Raw genomic sequence first — 21,318 nt, forward strand, 5'->3', positions numbered from 1 at the left:
TAAGAAATAACTATTACATATGCTTTAATCAATTGAATTGAATATACCAAATTATTAACTAAATATAGATTTATATAGGACTCAGTTAAAAGCATAAAAACAAAGACTTAATCTAGTAAAAGACTACATATTAATAATTGCATTAAATAATGAACTAGGACGCATTAATATTGATGCTTTAGTAGCATCAAATAAGTAACGTCCTCCAAAATCTCCTGTCATTCCTTGCACATTATTTAATTCAGATATAATGGATTCTTCATTTTGAGAAAGTGCTTTCGCTATAGGAGTAAATTTTTTCTTTAAATCTAAATCGAGATTTTGCCTAGCTAACTTATCTGCCCAATATTTTGCTAAATAATAATGGCTACCTCGATTATCTAATTCACCAACTTTACGAGAAGGAGACCTATCATCATCAAGAAACTGAGTTATTGCTTTATTTAAAGCATCAGATAAAATCCTTGCGTTTTTATTACTTTTTGTTATACTCAAATGCTCTAACGAACTAGCTAAAGCAAGAAACTCACCTAAAGAATCCCAACGCAAATGGTTTTCTGTTTTAACTTGTTGCATGTGCTTAGGTGCACAACCACCAGAACCTGTTTCAAATAAAACCCCACCGTTCATTAAATGTATAATCGACAGCATTTTTGCAGATGTGCCTACTTCAAGTATTGGAAATAAATCAGTTAAATAATCACGCAAAACATTACCTGTTACTGAAATTGTATCCAATCCTTCTTTCATACGAATCAAAGAAAATTGACATGCATCTGAAGGCTTCAAAATCCGAATATCTAAAGAAGCAGTATCGAATTCAAGCAAGTAAAGTTCGACCTTTTTAATAATTTGAGCGTCATGAGCACGGTTTTTATCTAACCAAAATACTGTTGGGATAGACAAAGAAAAAGCTTGTTTTACAGCTAATTTTACCCAATCTCGAATAGGAGTATCTTGAACTCGACACATTCGAAAAATATCTCCTTCTTCTACATCTTGTTCCAAAAAAACAAAACCTGAATTACTAACTACTTGAACGGTTCCAGAAGTATTAAGAACAAAGGTTGTATCATGTGAGCCATATTCTTCTGCTTTTTTTGCCATAAGCCCAATATTAAATATGCTACCCATCGTAGTTGGGTCAAACGCACCATGTTTTTTACAAAAATCAATTACTGTTTGATAAACCCCTGAATAGGTACTGTCTGGGATAACTGCTTTAGTGTCTTTAAATTCATGATTTGGTCCTAACATTTTTCCAGATGCACGAAGCATTCCTGGTATTGATGCATCAATAATAACATCACTTGGAACATGAAAATTAGTAATGCCAAGCTTTGAATCAACCATTGCTAACTGAGGCTGAGTTTGATGAACTATTTCAATAGCTGATTTTATTTCATTTTTTTCAGATGTAGGTAATAAATCGATTTTAGCATATAAATCAGCCAAACCATTTGATGGCTTTATTCCAAGTTGTTTAAATTTATTACCATATTTTTTAAATACTGAACTATAATATGTCTCAATAGCATACCCAAAAATAATTGGATCAGAAATTTTCATCATACTTGCTTTCATATGCAAAGAAAAAAGCAACTCTTTTTCTTTGGCATCAATCATCTCTCGTTTGAAGAAGTCTACCAACGCAGATTTTTTCATCACTGAAGCATCAATAATTTCTTGATCTTGTAGAGAAAATAATTCTTTAAGTACTCTGATTGAACCATTAGTTGTAGTTAATTTAATAGTTACTTCTGTCTTACCATTTAAAGTAATAGATTGCTCATTATCTAAAAAATCCTGGCTAGACATACTTGATATATGAGTTTTAGAATTGGAGTTCCACTTTCCTATTGAGTGAGGATTTTTTCTTGCATAATTTTTAACCGATAAAGGAATAAATCGAATTGAATTGCCATCTCTTAATAATTGGTTAACTGCACTACCTTTAATTCTATCGTAAGTACTCTTAATGTTTTTTTCTAGATAATTAACTGGTTCTTCAGAATAGTTAGGTAAATCATAACCCCTTTCTTGCAACTCTTTAATTGCCATTTTTATCTGAGGAAGAGAAGCTGAAATATTAGGAAGTTTAATGATGTTCGCTTCTGGAGTTTTCACTAGTTTAGCTAAATATTTTAATCCATCAGTAATATGTTGCTCTTTTTTTAAGTAACTGGAAAAACTAGCAATAATACGTGATGCTAAAGAAATATCACAAACTTCAATATTAATACCAGAAGAAATGGTAAAAAACTTAATTATAGGCAATAAAGAATATGTCGATAAAGCTGGTGCTTCATCAGTCATGGTATAAACAATAGTAGATTTTTGTCTAGGCATAAAACACTGTCCTATGATAGGATATATTTTGATGGATAAAATATATACATTCTGTTATTTCTTCACCAATAAAAATAACACAAGTATGATATATAATCACCTAATATAATAGTACAATTGCCAACTACATCTAAAGAAAAAAATAAAAATCTTAAACCATTATTTTATTCTAACGCAAGCAAATCTACGTCTACCAACTTGAAAAATATAAGTTCCAGTGTTAAGCTTTAACATGATGTCTGTTATTCTTTGACCATCAATTCTTACTGCACCCTGCTGTATCATACGTAAAGCGTCCGAAGTAGAAACACAAAGTTTTGATTCCTTCAAAATATTTTTAATTGGCAAACCAAGCGCATATTTAAATTCTGGCATTCTATTTGGAATTTTTTTCTTCTGGAAACAATCAATAAATTTATCTTCTGCAAGACTAGCTTCTGATTTGCTATGAAAACGAGAGACAAGTTCTTTTGCTAGTAAAATCTTAATATCACGTGGATTTTTACCAAATTTAACATCTGTTTTTAATTGATTAATTTCTTTCAGACTTCGTAGAGATAATAGTTCATAATAATTCCACATCATATTATCAGAAATAGACATTATTTTACCAAACATCTCATTGGGCGGTTCACTAATACCAATGTAATTACATGCAGATTTAGACATTTTTTGTTTACCATCTAAACCAAGTAACAATGGCATCATCAATACTATTTGCGGTCGTTGTCCATCTATCTTTTGTAATTCACGACCCATAAGCAAGTTAAATTTCTGATCTATGCCTCCTAACTCAATATCACTATGTAAAATTACTGAATCATAACCTTGTAATAATGGATATATAAATTCATGAATAAAAATCGGTTTGGCGCTCATATAGCGACTTTTAAAATCATCCCGCTCAAGCATACGTGCAACTGTATGTTTGGATGCTAAAAGAATGATTCCTTCAGAATCTAACTTTGATAACCAGCTAGAATTAAAAAAAACATCTGTTTTTTTAGGGTCCAAAATCTTAAAAATTTGTTCCTTATAAGTGGTAGAATTTTTTAATATATCTGTCTTATTCAATCTAGGACGCATGCAATTCTTTCCTGAAGGATCACCAATCATTGCAGTAAAGTCACCAACTAAAAATTTTACTTTATGACCTAAATTTTGAAAAATACGTAATTTGTTTAAAATAACAACATGACCTAAATGAATATCTGGTGCCGTAGGATCAAAGCCTAATTTAATATAGAGAGGGCGTCTCTCTCTTAACTTAATCAGTAATTCTTCTTCAGAAATTAATTCTTCTACACCACGATTAATTTCAGCTAACACTAACTCAATATCCACAATTTACATTCACTCTCATAACTAATAATTAATCATTCTACTTTAATAGCGCTATTTTTCAAAACAGGTTAGACTCATAGACATCGATATTTCAAATTTACGGAATCCAATTCAGCATGTTAACTATTCTAACTCAAATTTCATCAACTTATCGAAGCTTTATTGTATTTGCTACTGGATTAATAATCATCAGTATTTTTCTTCCTAATTATAAAAAACTGCAACAAGAGAAAAAACACTATCAAATTGGACATCATTACCCTTTATATATCAGCAATAAAGAACTTCATTCTAGTTATAATAACTCAGATCTATCCCAGTCAATTAAGCGTTGGAATAAACATACTGTAGGTTATGGTGAAAACAGTGCAATTTTATTTCAACGGCTTGGTTTATCTTCTCGACTACTATATCAACTAGCAAATACGAATGATGATATTAAATCTCAATTAACCAAATTAAAACCAGGCGATATATTAGAGTTTGGTTTTGATGAAAATCAAACTTTAGCTGAATTAAGGCGATCAGTGAGTCCTATTAAAACATTTATTATTTATAAAACTGATTCTGGTTTTGACTCTAAATTTGAAGAAAAAGAGCTAAATTTTGAATATAACTATGTAGAAGCTAAAATCACTTCTAATTTTTGGAATGCTGCTATTAATGCTGGTTTAACAGCAAATCAGATTATGGAAATTGCAGAAATCTTTGGTTGGGATATTGATTTTTCCCTTGATATTCGAATTGGTGATCAATTTAAAGTACTTTATCAAGAACAAGTAGTTGAAGGTGAAATTATTGGACGAGGTAAAATCGTAACAGCTATATTTACTAACCAAGGACGTACATTTACTGCAATTTTAGATGATAAAACTAATAATTATTACGATCAAAATGGTCATGCGATGAAAAAAGCTTTTTTACGTTCTCCTGTAGATTTTCGTCGTGTTTCATCAAACTTTAATCCTCGCCGGTTACACCCAATAACAGGAAAAATACAACCGCATCGAGGTACAGACTACGCTGCACCAATTGGTACTCCTGTTTGGTCTGCAGGAGATGGTATAGTCCAAAAATCAAGCTACAATAAGTTTAACGGGAATTATGTCTTTATTCGCCATAATCAACATTACGTAACTAAATATTTACACCTAGAAAAACGGATGGTAAAAGTTGGTCAGCGTGTTAAACAAGGTCAAACAATCGGAACTGTAGGTGCAACAGGCCGTGTAACAGGGCCGCATTTACACTATGAGTTTTTGTTTAATGGGGTACATAAAAATGCTCGCACTGTTGAACTACCAAAATCTAACCCTTTAACTGGAGAAGAAAAAACAAACTTTATTACTAACGCAAAAATCTATTTAATACAACTGAATCACTACAGGAATGCACTTTATGAAAACAATGTTAGTAGGAATTCTTAGATAAATTAAATCAGTAATACGCATACTGTGCTTACTTTAAGTATATCAATGTAGCAAATAGTTAAGATTTCTACTATTACTTTAAATAAGATTTAAGCAGATTCATCTTGTTAGAATCATCTCTAGCTTCAAACAAGTTTAGTATTTTGTATTCTAAATGAATTTAATGCATCAGTTTTAATAGGAAATTTTACATGAGTATTTTAAATCATTTTCAAAAACGTTATGAAATTGCTAAACATGAGGAATTATCGTTACAAGATTTTTTAGAACTATGTAAAAATGACAAAAGCGCTTATGCTAATGCTGCTGAACGTTTGCTTATGGCTATCGGCAAACCTAATCTGGTAGATACTACGAAAAATCCTCAGTTAAGTCGAATTTTTTCAAATCGAATTATATCAAAATACGAAACATTTGAAGACTTCCACGGTATGGAAGACGCTATTGAACAAATTGTTTCCTATTTAAAGCATTCTGCTCAAGGATTAGAAGAACGCAAACAAATTCTTTATCTATTAGGTCCTGTTGGTGGAGGCAAATCTTCACTAGCTGAAAAACTAAAAATATTAATGCAAAAAATCCCTATTTATGTTCTTTCCGCTAATGGTAAACAAAGCCCTGTTAATGAAACGCCTTTATGTTTATTTGATATTAATCAAGATGGGCAATTACTTAAAAAAGAGTATGGTATTGAAAATCGTTATCTATCCTCGATTATGTCACCATGGGCTGTAAAACGTTTGCATGAGTTTTCTGGTGATATTTCTAAATTTAAAGTAGTTAAAACTTATCCTTCAATTCTTAACCAAATTGCTATAGCTAAAACTGAACCTGGAGATGAAAATAATCAAGATATCTCATCTTTAGTTGGAAAGGTAGATATACGTCAACTTGAATATTTCTCTCAAAATGATCCTGACTCTTATAGTTACTCTGGTGCACTTTGCAAAGCTAACCAAGGATTGATGGAATTTGTAGAAATGTTTAAAGCACCAATTAAAGTTCTACATCCATTATTAACAGCAACTCAAGAAGGTAATTTTAATAGCACTGAAGGACTATCTGCTTTGCCATTTGACGGAATAATCCTTGCTCATTCAAATGAATCTGAATGGAAAAATTTTCGAAATAATAAAAAAAATGAGGCATTTTTAGATCGCATCTACATAGTTAAGGTGCCTTACTGCTTACGTATTTCTGAAGAAGCAAAAATCTATCAAAAACTTCTTAACCATTCAGCTTTATCTAAAGCACCATGTTCACCAAATACGCTTGATCTGCTCGCTCAATTTAGTATTTTATCAAGACTTAAGCAGCCGAAGAACTCTTCGTTATTTTCAAAGATGCGTGTTTACAATGGCGAGACCTTAAAAGATACAGATCCCAAAGCTAAAAGTTATCAAGAATACCGCTATTATGCTGGTATTGATGAAGGAATGTCAGGTTTATCAACTCGTTTTGCATTTAAAATTTTATCTCGTGTATTTAATTTTGATCAAAGTGAAGTTGCAGCAAATCCTGTACACTTATTCTATGTTATTGAACAACAAGTTGAACGTGAACAATTTCCTCAAGAACAAACAGAAAAATACCTAGAATATTTAAAAGGATATTTAGTCCCACGTTACATTGAATTTATTGGTAAAGAAATTCAAACTGCCTATTTAGAATCTTATTCTGAATATGGACAAAATATTTTTGATCGCTATGTTATTTATGCTGATTTCTGGATTCAAGATCAAGAGTATCGTGATCCTGAAACTGGCCAATTATTTGATCGATCATCATTAAATAGTGAATTAGAAAAAATTGAAAAACCTGCAGGAATCAGTAATCCAAAAGATTTCCGTAATGAAATTGTGAATTTTGTCTTGCGTGCTAAAGCCCATAATAATGGACTTAATCCAATCTGGACTAGCTATGAAAAACTTCGTACTGTGATTGAAAAAAAAATGTTCTCTAATACAGAAGAATTACTCCCAGTAATTTCATTTAACACAAAAACTTCTTCTGAAGATCAAAAGAAACATGATGATTTTGTTGCTCGTATGATGAAAAAAGGCTATACGGAAAAGCAAGTAAGATTATTATCTGAGTGGTATTTACGTGTACGTAAATCTTCTTAGATATAGATAATAAATATACTGCTTAGAGGAAATTCATGGTACAAATTATTGATAGACGACTTAATACAAAAAACAAAAGCGCAATCAATCGTCAACGTTTTTTACGTCGTCATAAAAAACAAATTAAAGAGTCACTAAACGAAGCAGTTAATCGTAGGTCCATAACTAATATTGATTCTTGTGAAAATATTTCAATTCCTCACAGAGATATTACAGAACCTATCTTTCAACAAGGACAAGGGGGTATACAAGAAAAAGTTAATCCTGGTAATGATAAATTTGTTTTTGGTGATAAAATTCAACGACCTAAAAACCAATCCAATCAAGAGAACAATAATAATTTATCTAATAAGAAAAAAGATCAATTCGTTTTTCAGATATCCAAAGATGAATATCTTGACCTACTATTTAACAATTTAGAACTACCTAATCTAGAAGAGAAACCAAACAATAAAATCAATAAATGGGAAATACGTAGATCTGGATTTCAAACTTCAGGAATTCCTTTTAATATAGCTATTACTCATTCTCTAAAACAATCATTTGCTCGCAGAATTGCTATGACTGCAAGCAAAAAAAATAAAATTAAAAAACTAAAAAATGAACTTGATAGGATAAAAAAATCAGGTAGTAAACGCCAAACTCTAAAGGAGAAGAGTCTAAAAAAAGAAATTAGTTTATTACAAAATAAAATTAAAAAAATTCCATTTATCGATACGCTTGATCTTCGTTTCAAACATTATGAAAAACAACCTGTTTTATCCAGTCAAGCCGTAATTTTCTGCTTGATGGATGTCTCTGGATCTATGAATCAAATTACAAAAGATATTGCTAAACGCTTCTATTTATTATTATACTTGTTCTTGACTCGTACCTATGAAAGTGTCGAATTGGTATTTATTCGACATCATACGCAAGCAAAAGAAGTAGATGAATATGATTTTTTCTACTCACAAGAAACTGGTGGTACTATTGTATCTAGTGCTTTAAAACTTATGATGACAATCCTACAAGATCAAGACCGTTACCCAGAAAAAGAGTGGAATATATATGCTGCGCAAGTATCTGATGGAGATAATTGGGCTGAAGATTCTCCTAGATGTAAAGAACTGTTAATAAAAAAAATCCTACCAAGATGCCAATATTACTCCTATATTGAAATTACCAAACGTTCCTATCAAACTTTATGGAATGAATATAAAAAGCTTGAACGAATAACTAGTAATTTTTCGATGAAAAACATCAAAAATATAGATGATGTTTTTCCTACATTTAGAGAATTATTCCAAAAAAAATAATCTAGAAGAAAGAAAGATAGAATGAACATAAAAAACAAAACGTTACCAGATTTTCCAGACTGGACGTTTGATTCACTTAGACGTTATCATAAAGAAATAAAAAGAGTAGCTAAACACTATCACCTTGATACTTATCCTAATCAAATTGAAATTATTACCTCTGAACAGATGATGGATACTTATTCAAGTATTGGAATGCCAATTAACTATCATCATTGGTCTTTTGGAAAAAGATTTATTCAAATAGAACAAGAATACGTACATGGAAAAATGGGATTAGCTTATGAAATTGTTATCAATTCAAATCCTTGTATAGCATATTTATTAGAAGAAAATACTGCAGCTATGCAAGCATTAATTATAGCGCATGCATGTTATGGACATAATTCTTTCTTTAAGGGAAATTACCTTTTCCAAACTTGGACTGATGCAAGTTCTATTATTGATTATTTTTTATTTGCGAAAAACTACATTACTAAATGCGAAGAGAAATATGGAGTACAACAAGTTGAAAGCTTATTAGATTCATGTCATGCACTAATGAATTATGGTGTTGATCGTTATAAACGACCAGAAAAAATTTCTATTTCAGAAGAAAAAATTCGCCAAGAAGAACGTACAGCATATCTACAATCACAAATAAACGAGCTTTGGCGAACATTGCCAAAAGTTAAAAATCAGAATAAGGAAATTAAGATTAAATTCCCTAGTGAACCTCAAGAAAATATTCTCTATTTCATTGAAAAACATGCTCCACTTCTTGAGCCATGGCAACGAGAAATAGTACGTATTGTTAGAAAGATCAGCCAATATTTCTATCCACAAAAACAAACTCAAGTAATGAATGAAGGTTGGGCTACTTTCTGGCATTATATAATAATAAATCACCTTTATGATGAAGGCTTACTATCAGACAAATTTCTTTTAGAGTTTTTATATAACCATACTAGTGTGATAGCACAACCTCCCTATAATAGTCATAAATTTACTGGTATTAATCCTTACTCCCTTGGGTTTGCTATGTTTTCTGATATCAAGCGAATTTGCGAAAAACCAACCAATGAGGATAGAGAATGGTTTCCTGATCTAGCTGAATCTAATTGGCTAGATGCAGTTCACTTTGCAATGCATCACTTTAAGGATGAAAGCTTTATTAACCAGTATCTATCACCAAAACTAATTCGTGATTTCAAACTATTTTCAATATTAGATAATGATAGAAATGATTTTATCATAGTAAGTGCAATTCACGATGAACTTGGATATACTACGATTCGTGAAAAGTTAGCCGCACAATATAATTTAAGCTATTTAGAACCTAATATTCAAGTGTTTAATGCTGATATAAAGGGTAATCGATCATTAACATTACAACATATTCCACACAATAAAAACCAACTAGATAAAAATTATACTGAAGTGCTTAAACATATTTACAGGTTATGGGGATTTAAGATTATTTTAGAGGAAGTTGATGAGAATGGAAATAACCGATTGTTTGCCAGTTGTCCTAACAGCTTGTAATTTTACAAAAAAAAACTTCTATTAACATATCACTCAACTAAAAATTATAATTGTTCACTATTACATTCTATTTATTACTTAAGCATTTCTCGTATAGTTTTAAGATCTTCAAAAGTATCAATCCCACCAAAAATTGGAATATCTTTAGCAATATTTACATAAATTTTCTCTCCATACCAAAGCACACGCAATTGCTCTAAAGATTCAATATGTTCTAAAATTGTTGATTTCCAGTTCATGTAAGTATTAATAAAACTAGCTTTATAAGCATAGATACCAATATGACGCATTAAAGGATAAGTTATCTTTTTGTCCTTTTTAGAAAAATTTACCTTGTCCCAAGGGATAGGAGCTCGACTAAAATAAATTGCATAACCATCTTTGTTCATTAACACTTTAACTACATTTGAATTGAAAACTTCATTCTTATTTACAATTTCAACTGCAAGTGTAGCCATTGATGCATCAGTTGAAGAAAGACTATTAGCAACCTGAGTAATAATTGAAGGAGGGATCAAAGGTTCATCACATTGGACATTTATAACCGTATGATTATCAGAAAGTCTAAGCATGTTAACTACCTCAGCTAAACGTTCCGTCCCTGACTGATGTTTAGATGAAGTCATACATACTTTACCACCAAATAAGTTCACAACGCGAGCTATGCGTTGATCATCAGTCGCAATAATAACCTTGCTAGCACCTGACTGCATAGCACTATCATATACCCAACGCACCATCGGTTTACCTAAAATATCAATAATTGGTTTCCCAGGTAACCGAGTTGAGTAATAACGGGCAGGAATAATTACAGTAAAAGTCATTAGAACTCTTCTTCCATAAATATAATTCGTGCTTCAGATTCTAATAATACAGGGATACTATCCTTAATTGGATATGCTAAACGATCTAATTTACATATTAATTCCTGATTTTTTTCTTAAAAATAAGTTTTCCTTTACAAACTGGACAGGCTATTATTTCAAGTAGTCGATGATCCATAAAACTCTACTACCTCGCTTATCTTATTTATAATACGCTGTTCATCTTTTATATCAAAATTGGCTGATACTGGTAAGTACCACCAATGCTCCTTAGCAAAACATCTACACTTTATAGCATCTTTTTCTGTCATTATTAAATTAGTTCCTTGAGAAGAAATCAAATCTAATTCTTTTACTTGAAAAGTTTTATGATCAGAAAAACTCTTCGTAGCAACTAAATGAGCACCAAGTTCCTTTAAAGTATGAAAAAATCTAGCTGGATAGCCAATACCAGCAAAAGCAACCAGCTTCCCTAACTCAGCAACCGAAACTTTTTTACCTGTTTTCAGGTTAATAGCTAAACTTGGTTTAAGTTTCATAGAGATCTCATTTTCTAAAACTCGACCGCCATTACTTATAATAAAATCAACCTTAGATAATCGAGTAACAGGTTCTCTTAATGGACCTAAGGGTATTAGCCTATTATTACCAAATCGTCGTATACTATCTACGATAGAAATTTCAATATCTCTTTCTAAAGCGTAATGTTGAAGGCCATCATCAGAAATAATTACATCAATATCTAACGATAGCAATACCTTTACAGCATCATTTCGAATTGGCGAAACAACTACTATAGCACCTGTACGTTCCTGAATTAATTTTGGCTCATCACCACAAAACTGCACTAAAGTTGTTTTTTCTACAATCAATGGATATTTTAAGGCGTTACCTCCATACCCACGAGAAACAACACCAGGTTTAAAACCTCGCTTTTTAAGAATATTGACTAGCCATATAACAAAAGGTGTTTTCCCTGTTCCCCCTACAATAATATTTCCTACTACAATAACTGCTACAGGTGGACGATAACTCTTTTTTATACTACTTCTGTATAAAAAAATTCGAATAATAATAACCAAGTAAAAAAAAACACTAAAAAACCATAAAATAGGCCAAAGTAAATACTTTAACGGATGATTTTGTTTAAACCAAATATGTTCAATCATATGCTATTCACCAAATTGAATTTTATATAACTGTGCATATAAACCATCTGTTTTCATTAATTCTAAATGAAATCCACTTTGAATGATCTTACCCTCGTCAATAACTAAAATTTCATCAGCATTTTCAATGGTTGATAGGCGATGTGCAATTATTAAAACTGTTTTTTCTTTTTGTAATTTATCTAATGTAACTTGAATTATTCGCTCTGATTCTGTATCAAGTGCTGAAGTAGCTTCATCAAAAATAAGTACAGGAGTATCACGTAATAAAGCTCGAGCAATCGCAATACGTTGACGTTGACCGCCAGATAGACTAACGCCATTTTCACCAATAATCGTATCTAAACCTTGATCCATACTATCAATAAAGTCCATAGAATTAGCTAACTTTGCTGCATATTTAATTTCTTCACGAGTGAATTTTTTATTTGATGCATAGGCAATATTATTAGCGATAGTATCATTAAATAAATAAATATTTTGTGATACTAAAGCAAAATGACTTCGTAAGTTAGCTAATTTATAATCACGAATATCATGTCCATCTAAATAAATAGAACCAGAATCAACATCATAGAAGCGAGTTAGGAGATTTATAATAGTACTTTTACCAGAACCAGAACGTCCAACAAGAGCTACTTTTTTCCCTTTAGGAATAGAAAAGTTAATATTAAATAATGCTGGCTTACTTTTTCCTTGATAAGTAAAAGTTACATTTTTTACCTCAATATTTCCTAAAACTGTATTTGATACATGCGTACCATTGTCTTGCTCAGTTTTTAGATCTATTAACTCAAATAAAGTCTGGCTGGCAGCCATGCCACGTTGGAATTCTGAAGTTACATTAGTTAATGCTTTTATTGGCCTCATCAAACAAAACATAGCTGAAAAAACCACTGTAAATGTACCAGATGTCAATTCTGAACGAATAGAATCAATGCTTGCTAAAAATAATATGGATACCAAAGCAATAGAAGCAATTACTTGAATGATAGGATTCGCAATAGCCTGAGCCGCTACCAATTTCATTGTCTGTTGACGCATTTGATTATTAACATTATTGAAACGTTTACGTTCAACTGTTTGACCACCATAAGACAAAACAACCTTGTGCCCTTTTAACATTTGTTCTACAGAAGACGTTACATGCCCCATAGCAGTTTGCATATTTTTAGAAATTTTACGAAAACGTTCAGAAACAAAACTAATACTCCAAGCAACTGGAGGAACAACAATAAACAATACTAGGGATAACTCCCAACTATTCCAAAACATCAATACTAATAAAGCAATAATACTAGCACCTTCTCTAATAAGACTAACTAATGCATGGCTAGTGGCACTAGCTACTTGCTCTGAATCATAAGTAATTCTAGAAAGCAAATCACCAGTTGATTCTTTATCGAAAAAAACTACTGGCATATGCATGAACTGATGAAAAATTTTTCTACGAATTTCCATAACAACATTTCCTGATACCCAACTTAAACAGTAAGTTGAAACAAAACTGCTGAATCCACGAATAAGCATCATTGCAAAAATTATTATAGGTAACTTTTTTAAGAAATCAGACTTAGCATAGCCAAAACCTTCATCTAATAAAGGTTTAAGTAAAGAGAGCATATATGTATCTGAAATAGCATTAACTAATAATGCTACTATAGCAACTACTAAACCTAGCTTATAGAAGCGAATATATTTCCAAAGACGTTCAAAAATTTGCCAAGTTGTTTTCTTTTGATCAGATGATATAGATGTATTTGATTTTTTAAGTATAAACATTCCCATGATTCTACTACCTTTCATCTCCTACAACATTTTCTTACACATCAAAGTAATTGTCATCTTACTTTTCTAATTTGTTTTAAAATACTTCTATTCGAATAATTTAAATAGAAGTAATTACTGCTTTTAAAGCAACTTAACTATCTGAAAATAAAAAATGATTGTTATTAATTAGTAACCATTAGTATTTAAATCAGGTAAAAAATAAGTGCTCATTAAACGATGGACCTGAGTTGAAATAGAACCATCATCATACAGTTCTATTTCTCTCCAACCTGGAGACAACCGATCTAATGCAAAATGCTTTGAATTTGGTTTAAATTGTATGCATGTTGAAGGAGCTGATAGTACACGTATATTTTGAATATCTCGGTCTATATTCTGATGAACATGCCCACACAAAATAGCTTTAACATTACTGTACTTACGGAGTATTTGCCAAAATTCTATACTATCTTTGAGAGCATGACGATCAAGCCAATCACTGCCAACTAATATAGGATGATGATGAAGAAGAATTAAAGTATGATGATGATGATATTCTCTTAATATGCTATCTAATAACAACATTTGCTGTTTACTTAAATGGCCATAAGAAACACCAAACACTTGAGAATCTAAGATAATAATCTGCCAATTTTCACTTAAGAAAGCGTGCTCTAGATTAAAAATCTTTTTTGGCCGAAAAAAACCTGCCATACTAGGTTTATAATCATGATTACCAGCTAACCAAAAACATGGCTGTTTTAAAACAGAAATGCTATCAACAAAATGTTGATAAGACTCCTCACTATGATCTTGAGAAATATCACCAGTTGCTACAATAACATCAAACTGAAACTTTTTTTCTATAATAGCACCTAAAACAGCCTGAAAACTATCTAATGTAATCACATTTAGAAGACTTCCATCTTCGGGTGCAAACAAATGAGTATCTGTAATTTGCAACAGCTTTATGCTAGAACTATTTGTTAAATTTAATGATAATCTCAAAACCAAAGATTCAATTACTCAAGTGAACATAAAATTAATAAATAATTTACTGATAAGGTAACAGGATAAAATATCAAAAATAAAAGAACTCCATGAAATTATTATAGTTATAATTACTAAAAAAATATTCTAAATACTAATCTAACTAACATTGAATCTTGATACAATACAAACAACTTTATTTCATTAGAAAATCAAGTCTGATCTTGATAATTTGTCTACATTAAAGCATTCTATTAAAAATTAGCTAATTTTTAATAGAATGCCTCATATTAGAGAGAATATAATCTATACTTCTATAATATATAGCTTTATATTTTATACATAAATTTTATATTTTTTAGCATAAAAATATATTTTCTCTATTGCCATCCAGTTAAATTAAAATTTAAGATAGAAAGGCTCAACCCCCCTTCAGAAGAAGCCGGAGAAAAAATGAGCAAATCAACTCTACTACTTATCAGTGTAATCTTAACAAGCTTAAGCAATTTAGTACATTCTAAAGATCTCTTGGAAATTTATAACGAAGCAAAAGAGAATGATCCTAAATTATTTAGTGCATTAGCACAACGCGATTCTGCCTTGGAAGCCATAACCTCTAGTAGAAGTGTTTTTTTACCGGAATTTTTTTTATCTAGTAATTACTCTAGGAACTCCTATAGTAAGCACATCCGTAGCAATAATATTAAGCTTTCTCAATCACTTTTCAAATATTCAAATTTTACTGCTCTAGATATAGCAAAAAAAATAGCTATCAAAAAAAAATATGCTTATAAAGCTGCTCAACAAGCTTTAATGATTCGCACTGCAGAAGCATATTTTTCAGTGCTTCGCGCTCAAGAAAACCTGAAGTTAATTCATTCAAAAAAAACAATATTTAACCATCAATTAAAACAAGCAAGAGACCAATTTAAAGCAGGAAATGCTTCAATTACTGAAATTCAAAACGTGCAAGCTAAATATGATATTATACTTGCAGATGAAATAATCTCTAAAAATAATCTAGCAAATCAATATGAAATGCTAAGCGAAATTACAAATCAAAAGAATAATAACAATATAAAAGTTTTAGATAATAAAAATTTCTCAGCAAACAAAATTATGACTTCAATAGATGAACTAATTAATCAAGCAAAACAGAACAACCTGAATCTATTAATGGCACAAATTGATAAAGATATAGCACGAGATAAGATTGCACTGATAAAATATGAAAATCTTCCATCAGCACAATTAGATTTTGACTATCTTCTTGATGGATCAGAAATACCCTCACCTGTTGGTAAGCAATTGGATTTCAATCTTACTTTACACTTAAAAGTGCCTTTATTCTCTGGTGGATATATCGCATCAAAAACAAAACAAGCAGAATATGACTATATCATAGCAAGCAAAAACTTAGAACTAAAAAACCGAAAATTAGTAACACATATTCGTAAACTTTACAATGATATTACTGCTTCAATTTATTCATTGAATGCTTATGAGCAAATGATAATTTCAACCACTTCTGCTCTTGAAGCAACAAAAACTGGATTTAACATAGGAACACACAACATAATTGATGTATTAGACTCTATTCATCTTTTATATGATGCAAATAAGAACTTATCCAACGCTCGTTATGACTATATCTTAAACGTCCTCCGAATGCGCGAAATAACTGGTTCTTTAAATGAAAAAAATATTTTACATATCAATAAAAAGCTTACAGTAAAAAAACAGATATAAATTCTGCTTATCTATCAAGAGATAGAACTTTGAATCGCATTGATAATTTGAGAACTTGAATGACCATTTTCAAAATCAAGGACTTTCACTGATCCCCCAGCTGCAATAACCTCTTTAGCACCTGCTATCTCTTCTAATTTATAGTCTCCACCTTTTACTAATAAACTTGGCAAAACTTCAGAAATAAGAAGTTTAGGAGTATCTTCATCAAATGAAACCACCCAATCTACAGCGCCTAAACCAGCCAGTACGGCCATACGATGCTCAACCGAATTAATAGGACGACCTAATCCTTTTAAACCTCTTACTGATTCATCACTATTTACAGCAACAACCAAACGATCACCTAATTCAGATGCACGATTTAGATAAGATACATGGCCTGCATGCAAAATATCAAAACAACCATTCGTCATTACAACTTTTTCACCTTTCATTCTTGACTGATTTACAAATTGAATAAGCATAGACTTTGTAATTATACCAGATTTAAATTTCTGGTTACCATTAATCACTTCTGCTAGCCTAACAGCTGATAAAGTTGATGTTCCCAATTTACCGACAACAACACCAGCTGCTGCATTAGCAAGAATGCAAGATTTTTCTATAGATTGACCAGAAGCCACTGAACTTGCTAATACTGCAATCACTGTGTCACCAGCACCAGTTACATCATATACCTCTTTTGCTAATGTAGGTAGATGTAATGCTTTATTTCCAGGACGAATCAATGTCATTCCATATTCACTGCGTGTTACCAATAAAGCTTTAAAACTATATTGCTTCATCAAAGATAAACCTTTTTTTACCAGATCTTCTTCCGATTTTATTTTACCAACAACTGAGCTAAACTCTGCCATATTCGGTGTTAATAAAGTTGCACCACGATAACGTTCAAAATCAACACCTTTTGGATCTACAAATATCGGAATATTCTTATCCTGTGCTTTCTTAATAAATTGTTGAACGTGATCTAAAGTACCTTTATCATAGTCAGATAAAACCATCGAATTTACTTTAGATAATGCTTGTTTCATACGAGATAGAATCAATTGTGCATTAATATCGTTAAACCTATTTTCAAAGTCCAAACGAATTAATTGTTGACTACGACTCAACACGCGTAATTTAGTAATAGTGGGATAATTAGGCAAGGTTACAAAATCGCAAGTAATTTTTAAAGACATTAATATTTTAGTTAACACCCTTGCTGGTTCATCCATTCCTGTTAAACCAATAATATGAGCATTTCCACCAAGTGAAGCAATATTCATCGCAACATTTGCTGCACCACCTGGGCGTTCCTCATTATGCTCTACTTTAATTACAGGCACAGGTGCTTCTGGTGAAATACGATTTGTTGGACCATACCAATACCTATCCAACATCACATCACCAATTACTAAAACATTAGATTGAGCATAATTTGGAATAACTAATTTCATTGTATATATCTCCAATTATTCTATAACTTTTTTGTATATAACGTATGCTATAAAATTATTCTAATTATCTATACTGTATATAAAAAATTTTAAGTAATAATGTATTAAAATCATTTGGCATGAAAATTAACAAGATTATTATAAATTACTATTTTACATACCCTGATAATTCTACTTTAATTAAAGTAGAACATATCAAAAAACTACATATGTAGTGACTAAATATTGCGTCCTATGTATAGCATGTTAAACATAAAAATCTTTAAAAATATTTTAGCAAAGAGACTAGATGTTTTTTAACAGTGAAGTGTTAGCTTTTAAGATCTCTGTACGCATTTCATCAATGACTTGTTTGTAATTATGATGGCTAAAAATAGAAGAACCGGCAACAAACATATTCGCTCCTGCTTCGGCAATACTACGAATATTCTCCAGATTTACTCCACCATCAACTGCTAACCGAATGTCATAACCAAATTCATTAATCAATTGATGAATTGCTTTTACTTTATCTAAAGTACTTGGAATAAATGATTGGCCTCCAAATCCAGGATTAACTGACATTAAAAGAATAAGATCAATTTTATCCATAATATAATTTAAACAAGATATTGGTGTTGCTGGATTTAATACTACACCAGCTTGACAATTATGTACTTTGATAAGATCTAGTGTACGATTAACATGCTCAGAAGCTTCAATGTGAAAAGCGATCATGGATGCTCCAGCTTGAGCAAAATCTGGAATAATACGATCAACTGGTTTCACCATAAGATGTATATCAATTGGCGCAGTAATACCATAATTACGTAATGAATCACAAATAGGCACCCCAAAAGTTAAATTAGGTACATAGTGATTATCCATTACATCAAAGTGAATAATATCGGCTCCAGCTGATATTACTTTTTCTACATCTTCACCAAGACGAGCAAAATCAGCAGATAAAATTGATGGAGCAATAAAAAATTTCTTCACATTTGACCCCCAGTTAAAGTTATAACTTATAAAAATAATTGCTACATCAAACTTATAGTATTCTTTTAGAATACTCCTAAATTTTAAATCCTATTCTGGATAGAAAAATTTGCTTTTGGGTGAAATAATGCTAATAATTCATTAACTTTATTACGCTTAGAACCATTACGGCTAATAGTACGTCTTACTTCTACAACACTTAAATTTGCTCCATCGTACAAACGACGTGTAAACCTAGTATCATGATTAGAAATGAGCACAGGAATACCACGCTCAAATGCTGCTTTTTCTGCTACATAGGCTAATAAAGTCTGATCAATTAAAGAAAAGCCATTTTTCATATAAGAAGTAAAATTAGAAGTTTTAGAAAGAGGCACATACGGTGGATCACAATAAACTACACAACCTTTACGAGTACGCTTAAATGTTTCTTTATAATTTTCACAGACAAATGTTGCTTTTAAAGCTTTTTCAGCAAAAAATTCTAATTCAGCTTCTGGAAAGTAAGTTTTTTTATAGGATCCAAAAGGAACATTAAACGCTCCTTTTTTATTGTAACGACATAACCCATTAAAACCAAAACGATTCATATATAAAAATGCTAACGAACGATACATAACATCATTGGTATTGTTAAATTGAAAACGAATATCTAAATATGCTTTCTTGCAATTATTCTTTTCTTTAAACCAACGCTTAGCTTCTAAAATATAATTTTCTGGCTGTTCTTTAAGAAGATTATAAAGATTAATTAAGTCTGGATTAATATCAGCTAAAAGATATCGATCATAATCTGTATTAAGAAAAATTGAACCAGCACCAACAAAAGGTTCTACAAACTTCTTAGCAGGAGGAAGATAACGTTGAATATCTTCTACTAAACTATACTTACCGCCAGCCCATTTTAAAAAAGCACGATGCTTCTTCATTTATTTGCTCTATTCTATCTACTATAAAACTAAAAACAAAATCACGAGGGATAACATATTTTTACTAAAATCACTATATTATTTAGGAAAATCAATTTCCTTATGTACCTGAGTCATTGATTTTGCCCAAGGTCTAAGTATCTTTAGCGTGTTTGGTAATATTTCTGCAGCATCACGTGCCATTTGAATAGTAGGGTAATTTTCGTAAGTTATAATATACCACCTGATTCCATTTCGAACTGTGGAGTAAACTCTAACCTTTCCTTGTAAATTATATTGTTTAATAAATTTTTGTACTTTAAATACTGAATTGAGTGCAGCTAATTGTAATGTATAACTGCTTGGTAAAAATGCTTTTAATTCTGAAGAAAAAATAGGAAGAATAATATTTTTCTCATAATAAATAGTTTGCTTTTTCTCAACTTCCTGAATTATTTCCACTTGTCGAGCAGAATCAATATGATTTACATCAGATGCATTTTTAATATTTATTCTATCTTTTAAAAAGATATCAAAAAAATAAGAAAAAATAATTCCATTTTGTTTTTCTAGTGATACTAAAACATTCTCATATTTAAATTCATTTAATGACCAATATATAACACTAAAAATTAATAAAAATAAAACAATAACTTTGGATGATAAAATAACGAGATGAGGAACGACCTTCTGGTTTACCATTTTAAAATGTTTTAAATCTATAATATAACCTGGAAATAACTTGATATTTTTATAGGCATCCAATACTTCTTTTTTCATATCCTTTTTAATAAAGGGAACAACAAATAATTTAAAAAAACAATCGGCTTCATCCTGAAAAAAAGCATCTACTTCTAATTCAATTGGTTTATTCTCTTGATCACAATTTAAATAAGGTAACAAACATTCAATACTATTTACTTTAGCAAACAAAACAACATTGATTATCCAATGCTTTTTTTTTTGCTATTAGTACTAAATTCCAAAGTTCAGAAATAAAATGAACACTCAACAAATGTGCATCATCAACAACAATGATCAAATCGCAAGAACTTTCATTCAAAATATGATTTAAACTAGTAGATAAAGAATCTTTCGGATCAAAAACAGGAGCTGACATAACTTGATTAAGGATAGTAGAGCGACGTTGTTCATCATCTTGACTAGAATGACAAATTAAAAATGATTGGTTTTTGTCATTTACCCAAGCCTCTAAGTAGCGAATAGCTAACCAAGATTTACCTGAACCTAATTCACCAGACACTGTTACTAAATTAGAACTAAGACTTACTAATAATTGCAACCGTTCAAGTAACTTAGTCTGAGAATCTAATTCTAGTACATGTGAATAATGTTCCATACTCATAGATGGATCCTTACAGACAGATATCAAATATCAATAACCTATAAACTT

General features: G+C 30.8%; 16 protein-coding genes and 1 pseudogene. 5 read left to right on the top strand and 12 right to left on the bottom strand.

Translation table 11 applies throughout. The features are described 5' to 3' along the window. Positions 1-123 precede the first annotated feature (123 nt). Positions 124-2,349, bottom strand: a complete 2,226-nt coding sequence (locus tag O1U_RS01180; RefSeq protein WP_016503587.1) for an NADP-dependent isocitrate dehydrogenase — start codon at positions 2,347-2,349, stop codon at positions 124-126. A 159-nt stretch (positions 2,350-2,508) separates the two neighbouring features. Then, positions 2,509-3,696, bottom strand: a complete 1,188-nt coding sequence (gene tyrS / locus O1U_RS01185; protein WP_040356496.1) for a tyrosine--tRNA ligase — start codon at positions 3,694-3,696, stop codon at positions 2,509-2,511. A gap of 113 nt (positions 3,697-3,809) precedes the next feature. On the opposite strand from tyrS, the gene shyC reads away from it, so the two are divergent. The 4 genes from shyC (at position 3,810) to O1U_RS01205 (ending at position 10,071) form a co-directional block, all read left to right on the top strand. After that, positions 3,810-5,120, top strand: a complete 1,311-nt coding sequence (shyC, locus tag O1U_RS01190) for a peptidoglycan DD-endopeptidase ShyC (protein WP_016503589.1) — start codon at positions 3,810-3,812, stop codon at positions 5,118-5,120. Positions 5,121-5,314: 194 nt separating this feature from the next. After that, positions 5,315-7,249 (top strand): PrkA family serine protein kinase, encoded by a 1,935-nt coding sequence (locus tag O1U_RS01195; RefSeq protein WP_016503590.1) that lies wholly within the window; start codon positions 5,315-5,317, stop codon positions 7,247-7,249. Between the two features lie 35 nt (positions 7,250-7,284). Beyond that, positions 7,285-8,547 (top strand): YeaH/YhbH family protein, encoded by a 1,263-nt coding sequence (locus tag O1U_RS01200; RefSeq protein WP_016503591.1) that lies wholly within the window; start codon positions 7,285-7,287, stop codon positions 8,545-8,547. 21 nt (positions 8,548-8,568) lie between these two features. Continuing rightward, entirely contained in the window at positions 8,569-10,071 is a 1,503-nt protein-coding gene (locus O1U_RS01205) for a SpoVR family protein (protein ID WP_016503592.1), read from the top strand. 74 nt (positions 10,072-10,145) lie between these two features. On the opposite strand, the gene kdsB is transcribed toward O1U_RS01205, so the two are convergent. The 5 genes and pseudogenes from kdsB to cpdA all read right to left on the bottom strand — a co-directional run bounded on the left by kdsB (position 10,146) and on the right by cpdA (position 14,842). Beyond that, positions 10,146-10,895 (bottom strand): 3-deoxy-manno-octulosonate cytidylyltransferase, encoded by a 750-nt coding sequence (kdsB, locus tag O1U_RS01210; protein ID WP_016503593.1) that lies wholly within the window; start codon positions 10,893-10,895, stop codon positions 10,146-10,148. Continuing rightward, positions 10,895-11,073 (bottom strand): annotated as a pseudogene (locus O1U_RS04875) (Trm112 family protein). Before O1U_RS04875 ends, kdsB begins: the two are co-directional and overlap by 1 nt. Next, positions 11,054-12,064 carry a tetraacyldisaccharide 4'-kinase gene (gene lpxK / locus O1U_RS01215; protein ID WP_016503594.1) on the bottom strand — a complete coding sequence of 337 codons (1,011 nt, stop codon included), beginning with the start codon at positions 12,062-12,064 and terminating at the stop codon, positions 11,054-11,056. The pseudogene O1U_RS04875 and the gene lpxK overlap by 20 nt, the downstream one beginning before the upstream one ends. Before the next feature lie 3 nt (positions 12,065-12,067). Then, positions 12,068-13,846, bottom strand: coding sequence for a lipid A ABC transporter ATP-binding protein/permease MsbA (msbA, locus tag O1U_RS01220; protein WP_187649142.1), 1,779 nt, complete (start codon positions 13,844-13,846; stop codon positions 12,068-12,070). Positions 13,847-14,020: 174 nt separating this feature from the next. After that, positions 14,021-14,842 carry a 3',5'-cyclic-AMP phosphodiesterase gene (gene cpdA / locus O1U_RS01225; protein ID WP_034411477.1) on the bottom strand — a complete coding sequence of 274 codons (822 nt, stop codon included), beginning with the start codon at positions 14,840-14,842 and terminating at the stop codon, positions 14,021-14,023. Between the two features lie 435 nt (positions 14,843-15,277). Between cpdA and O1U_RS01230 the strand changes: the two genes are divergently transcribed. Further along, positions 15,278-16,573, top strand: a complete 1,296-nt coding sequence (locus O1U_RS01230; RefSeq protein ID WP_016503597.1) for a TolC family outer membrane protein — start codon at positions 15,278-15,280, stop codon at positions 16,571-16,573. 14 nt (positions 16,574-16,587) lie between these two features. On the opposite strand, the gene hldE is transcribed toward O1U_RS01230, so the two are convergent. The 5 genes from hldE to O1U_RS04910 form a co-directional block, all read right to left on the bottom strand. Then, the gene (gene hldE / locus O1U_RS01235; RefSeq protein WP_016503598.1) at positions 16,588-18,018 is read right to left on the bottom strand and encodes a bifunctional D-glycero-beta-D-manno-heptose-7-phosphate kinase/D-glycero-beta-D-manno-heptose 1-phosphate adenylyltransferase HldE; all 1,431 of its coding nucleotides are present in this window, start codon (positions 18,016-18,018) and stop codon (positions 16,588-16,590) included. A gap of 285 nt (positions 18,019-18,303) precedes the next feature. Continuing rightward, the gene (gene rpe / locus O1U_RS01240) at positions 18,304-18,996 is read right to left on the bottom strand and encodes a ribulose-phosphate 3-epimerase (protein WP_016503599.1); all 693 of its coding nucleotides are present in this window, start codon (positions 18,994-18,996) and stop codon (positions 18,304-18,306) included. 83 nt (positions 18,997-19,079) lie between these two features. Then, entirely contained in the window at positions 19,080-19,925 is an 846-nt protein-coding gene (locus tag O1U_RS01245) for a Dam family site-specific DNA-(adenine-N6)-methyltransferase (RefSeq protein ID WP_016503600.1), read from the bottom strand. A gap of 78 nt (positions 19,926-20,003) precedes the next feature. Continuing rightward, on the bottom strand, positions 20,004-20,837 hold the full coding sequence (locus O1U_RS04905) for an SPOR domain-containing protein (protein ID WP_016503601.1): 834 nt from the start codon (positions 20,835-20,837) through the stop codon (positions 20,004-20,006). Then, positions 20,827-21,270 carry an ATP-binding protein gene (locus tag O1U_RS04910; protein ID WP_051348138.1) on the bottom strand — a complete coding sequence of 148 codons (444 nt, stop codon included), beginning with the start codon at positions 21,268-21,270 and terminating at the stop codon, positions 20,827-20,829. The genes O1U_RS04905 and O1U_RS04910 overlap by 11 nt, the downstream gene beginning before the upstream one ends. Positions 21,271-21,318: the final 48 nt, after the last annotated feature.

This window comes from Candidatus Photodesmus katoptron Akat1 (genome assembly GCF_000478685.1).
Classification (GTDB): Bacteria; Pseudomonadota; Gammaproteobacteria; order Enterobacterales; family Vibrionaceae; genus Vibrio; species Vibrio anomalopis.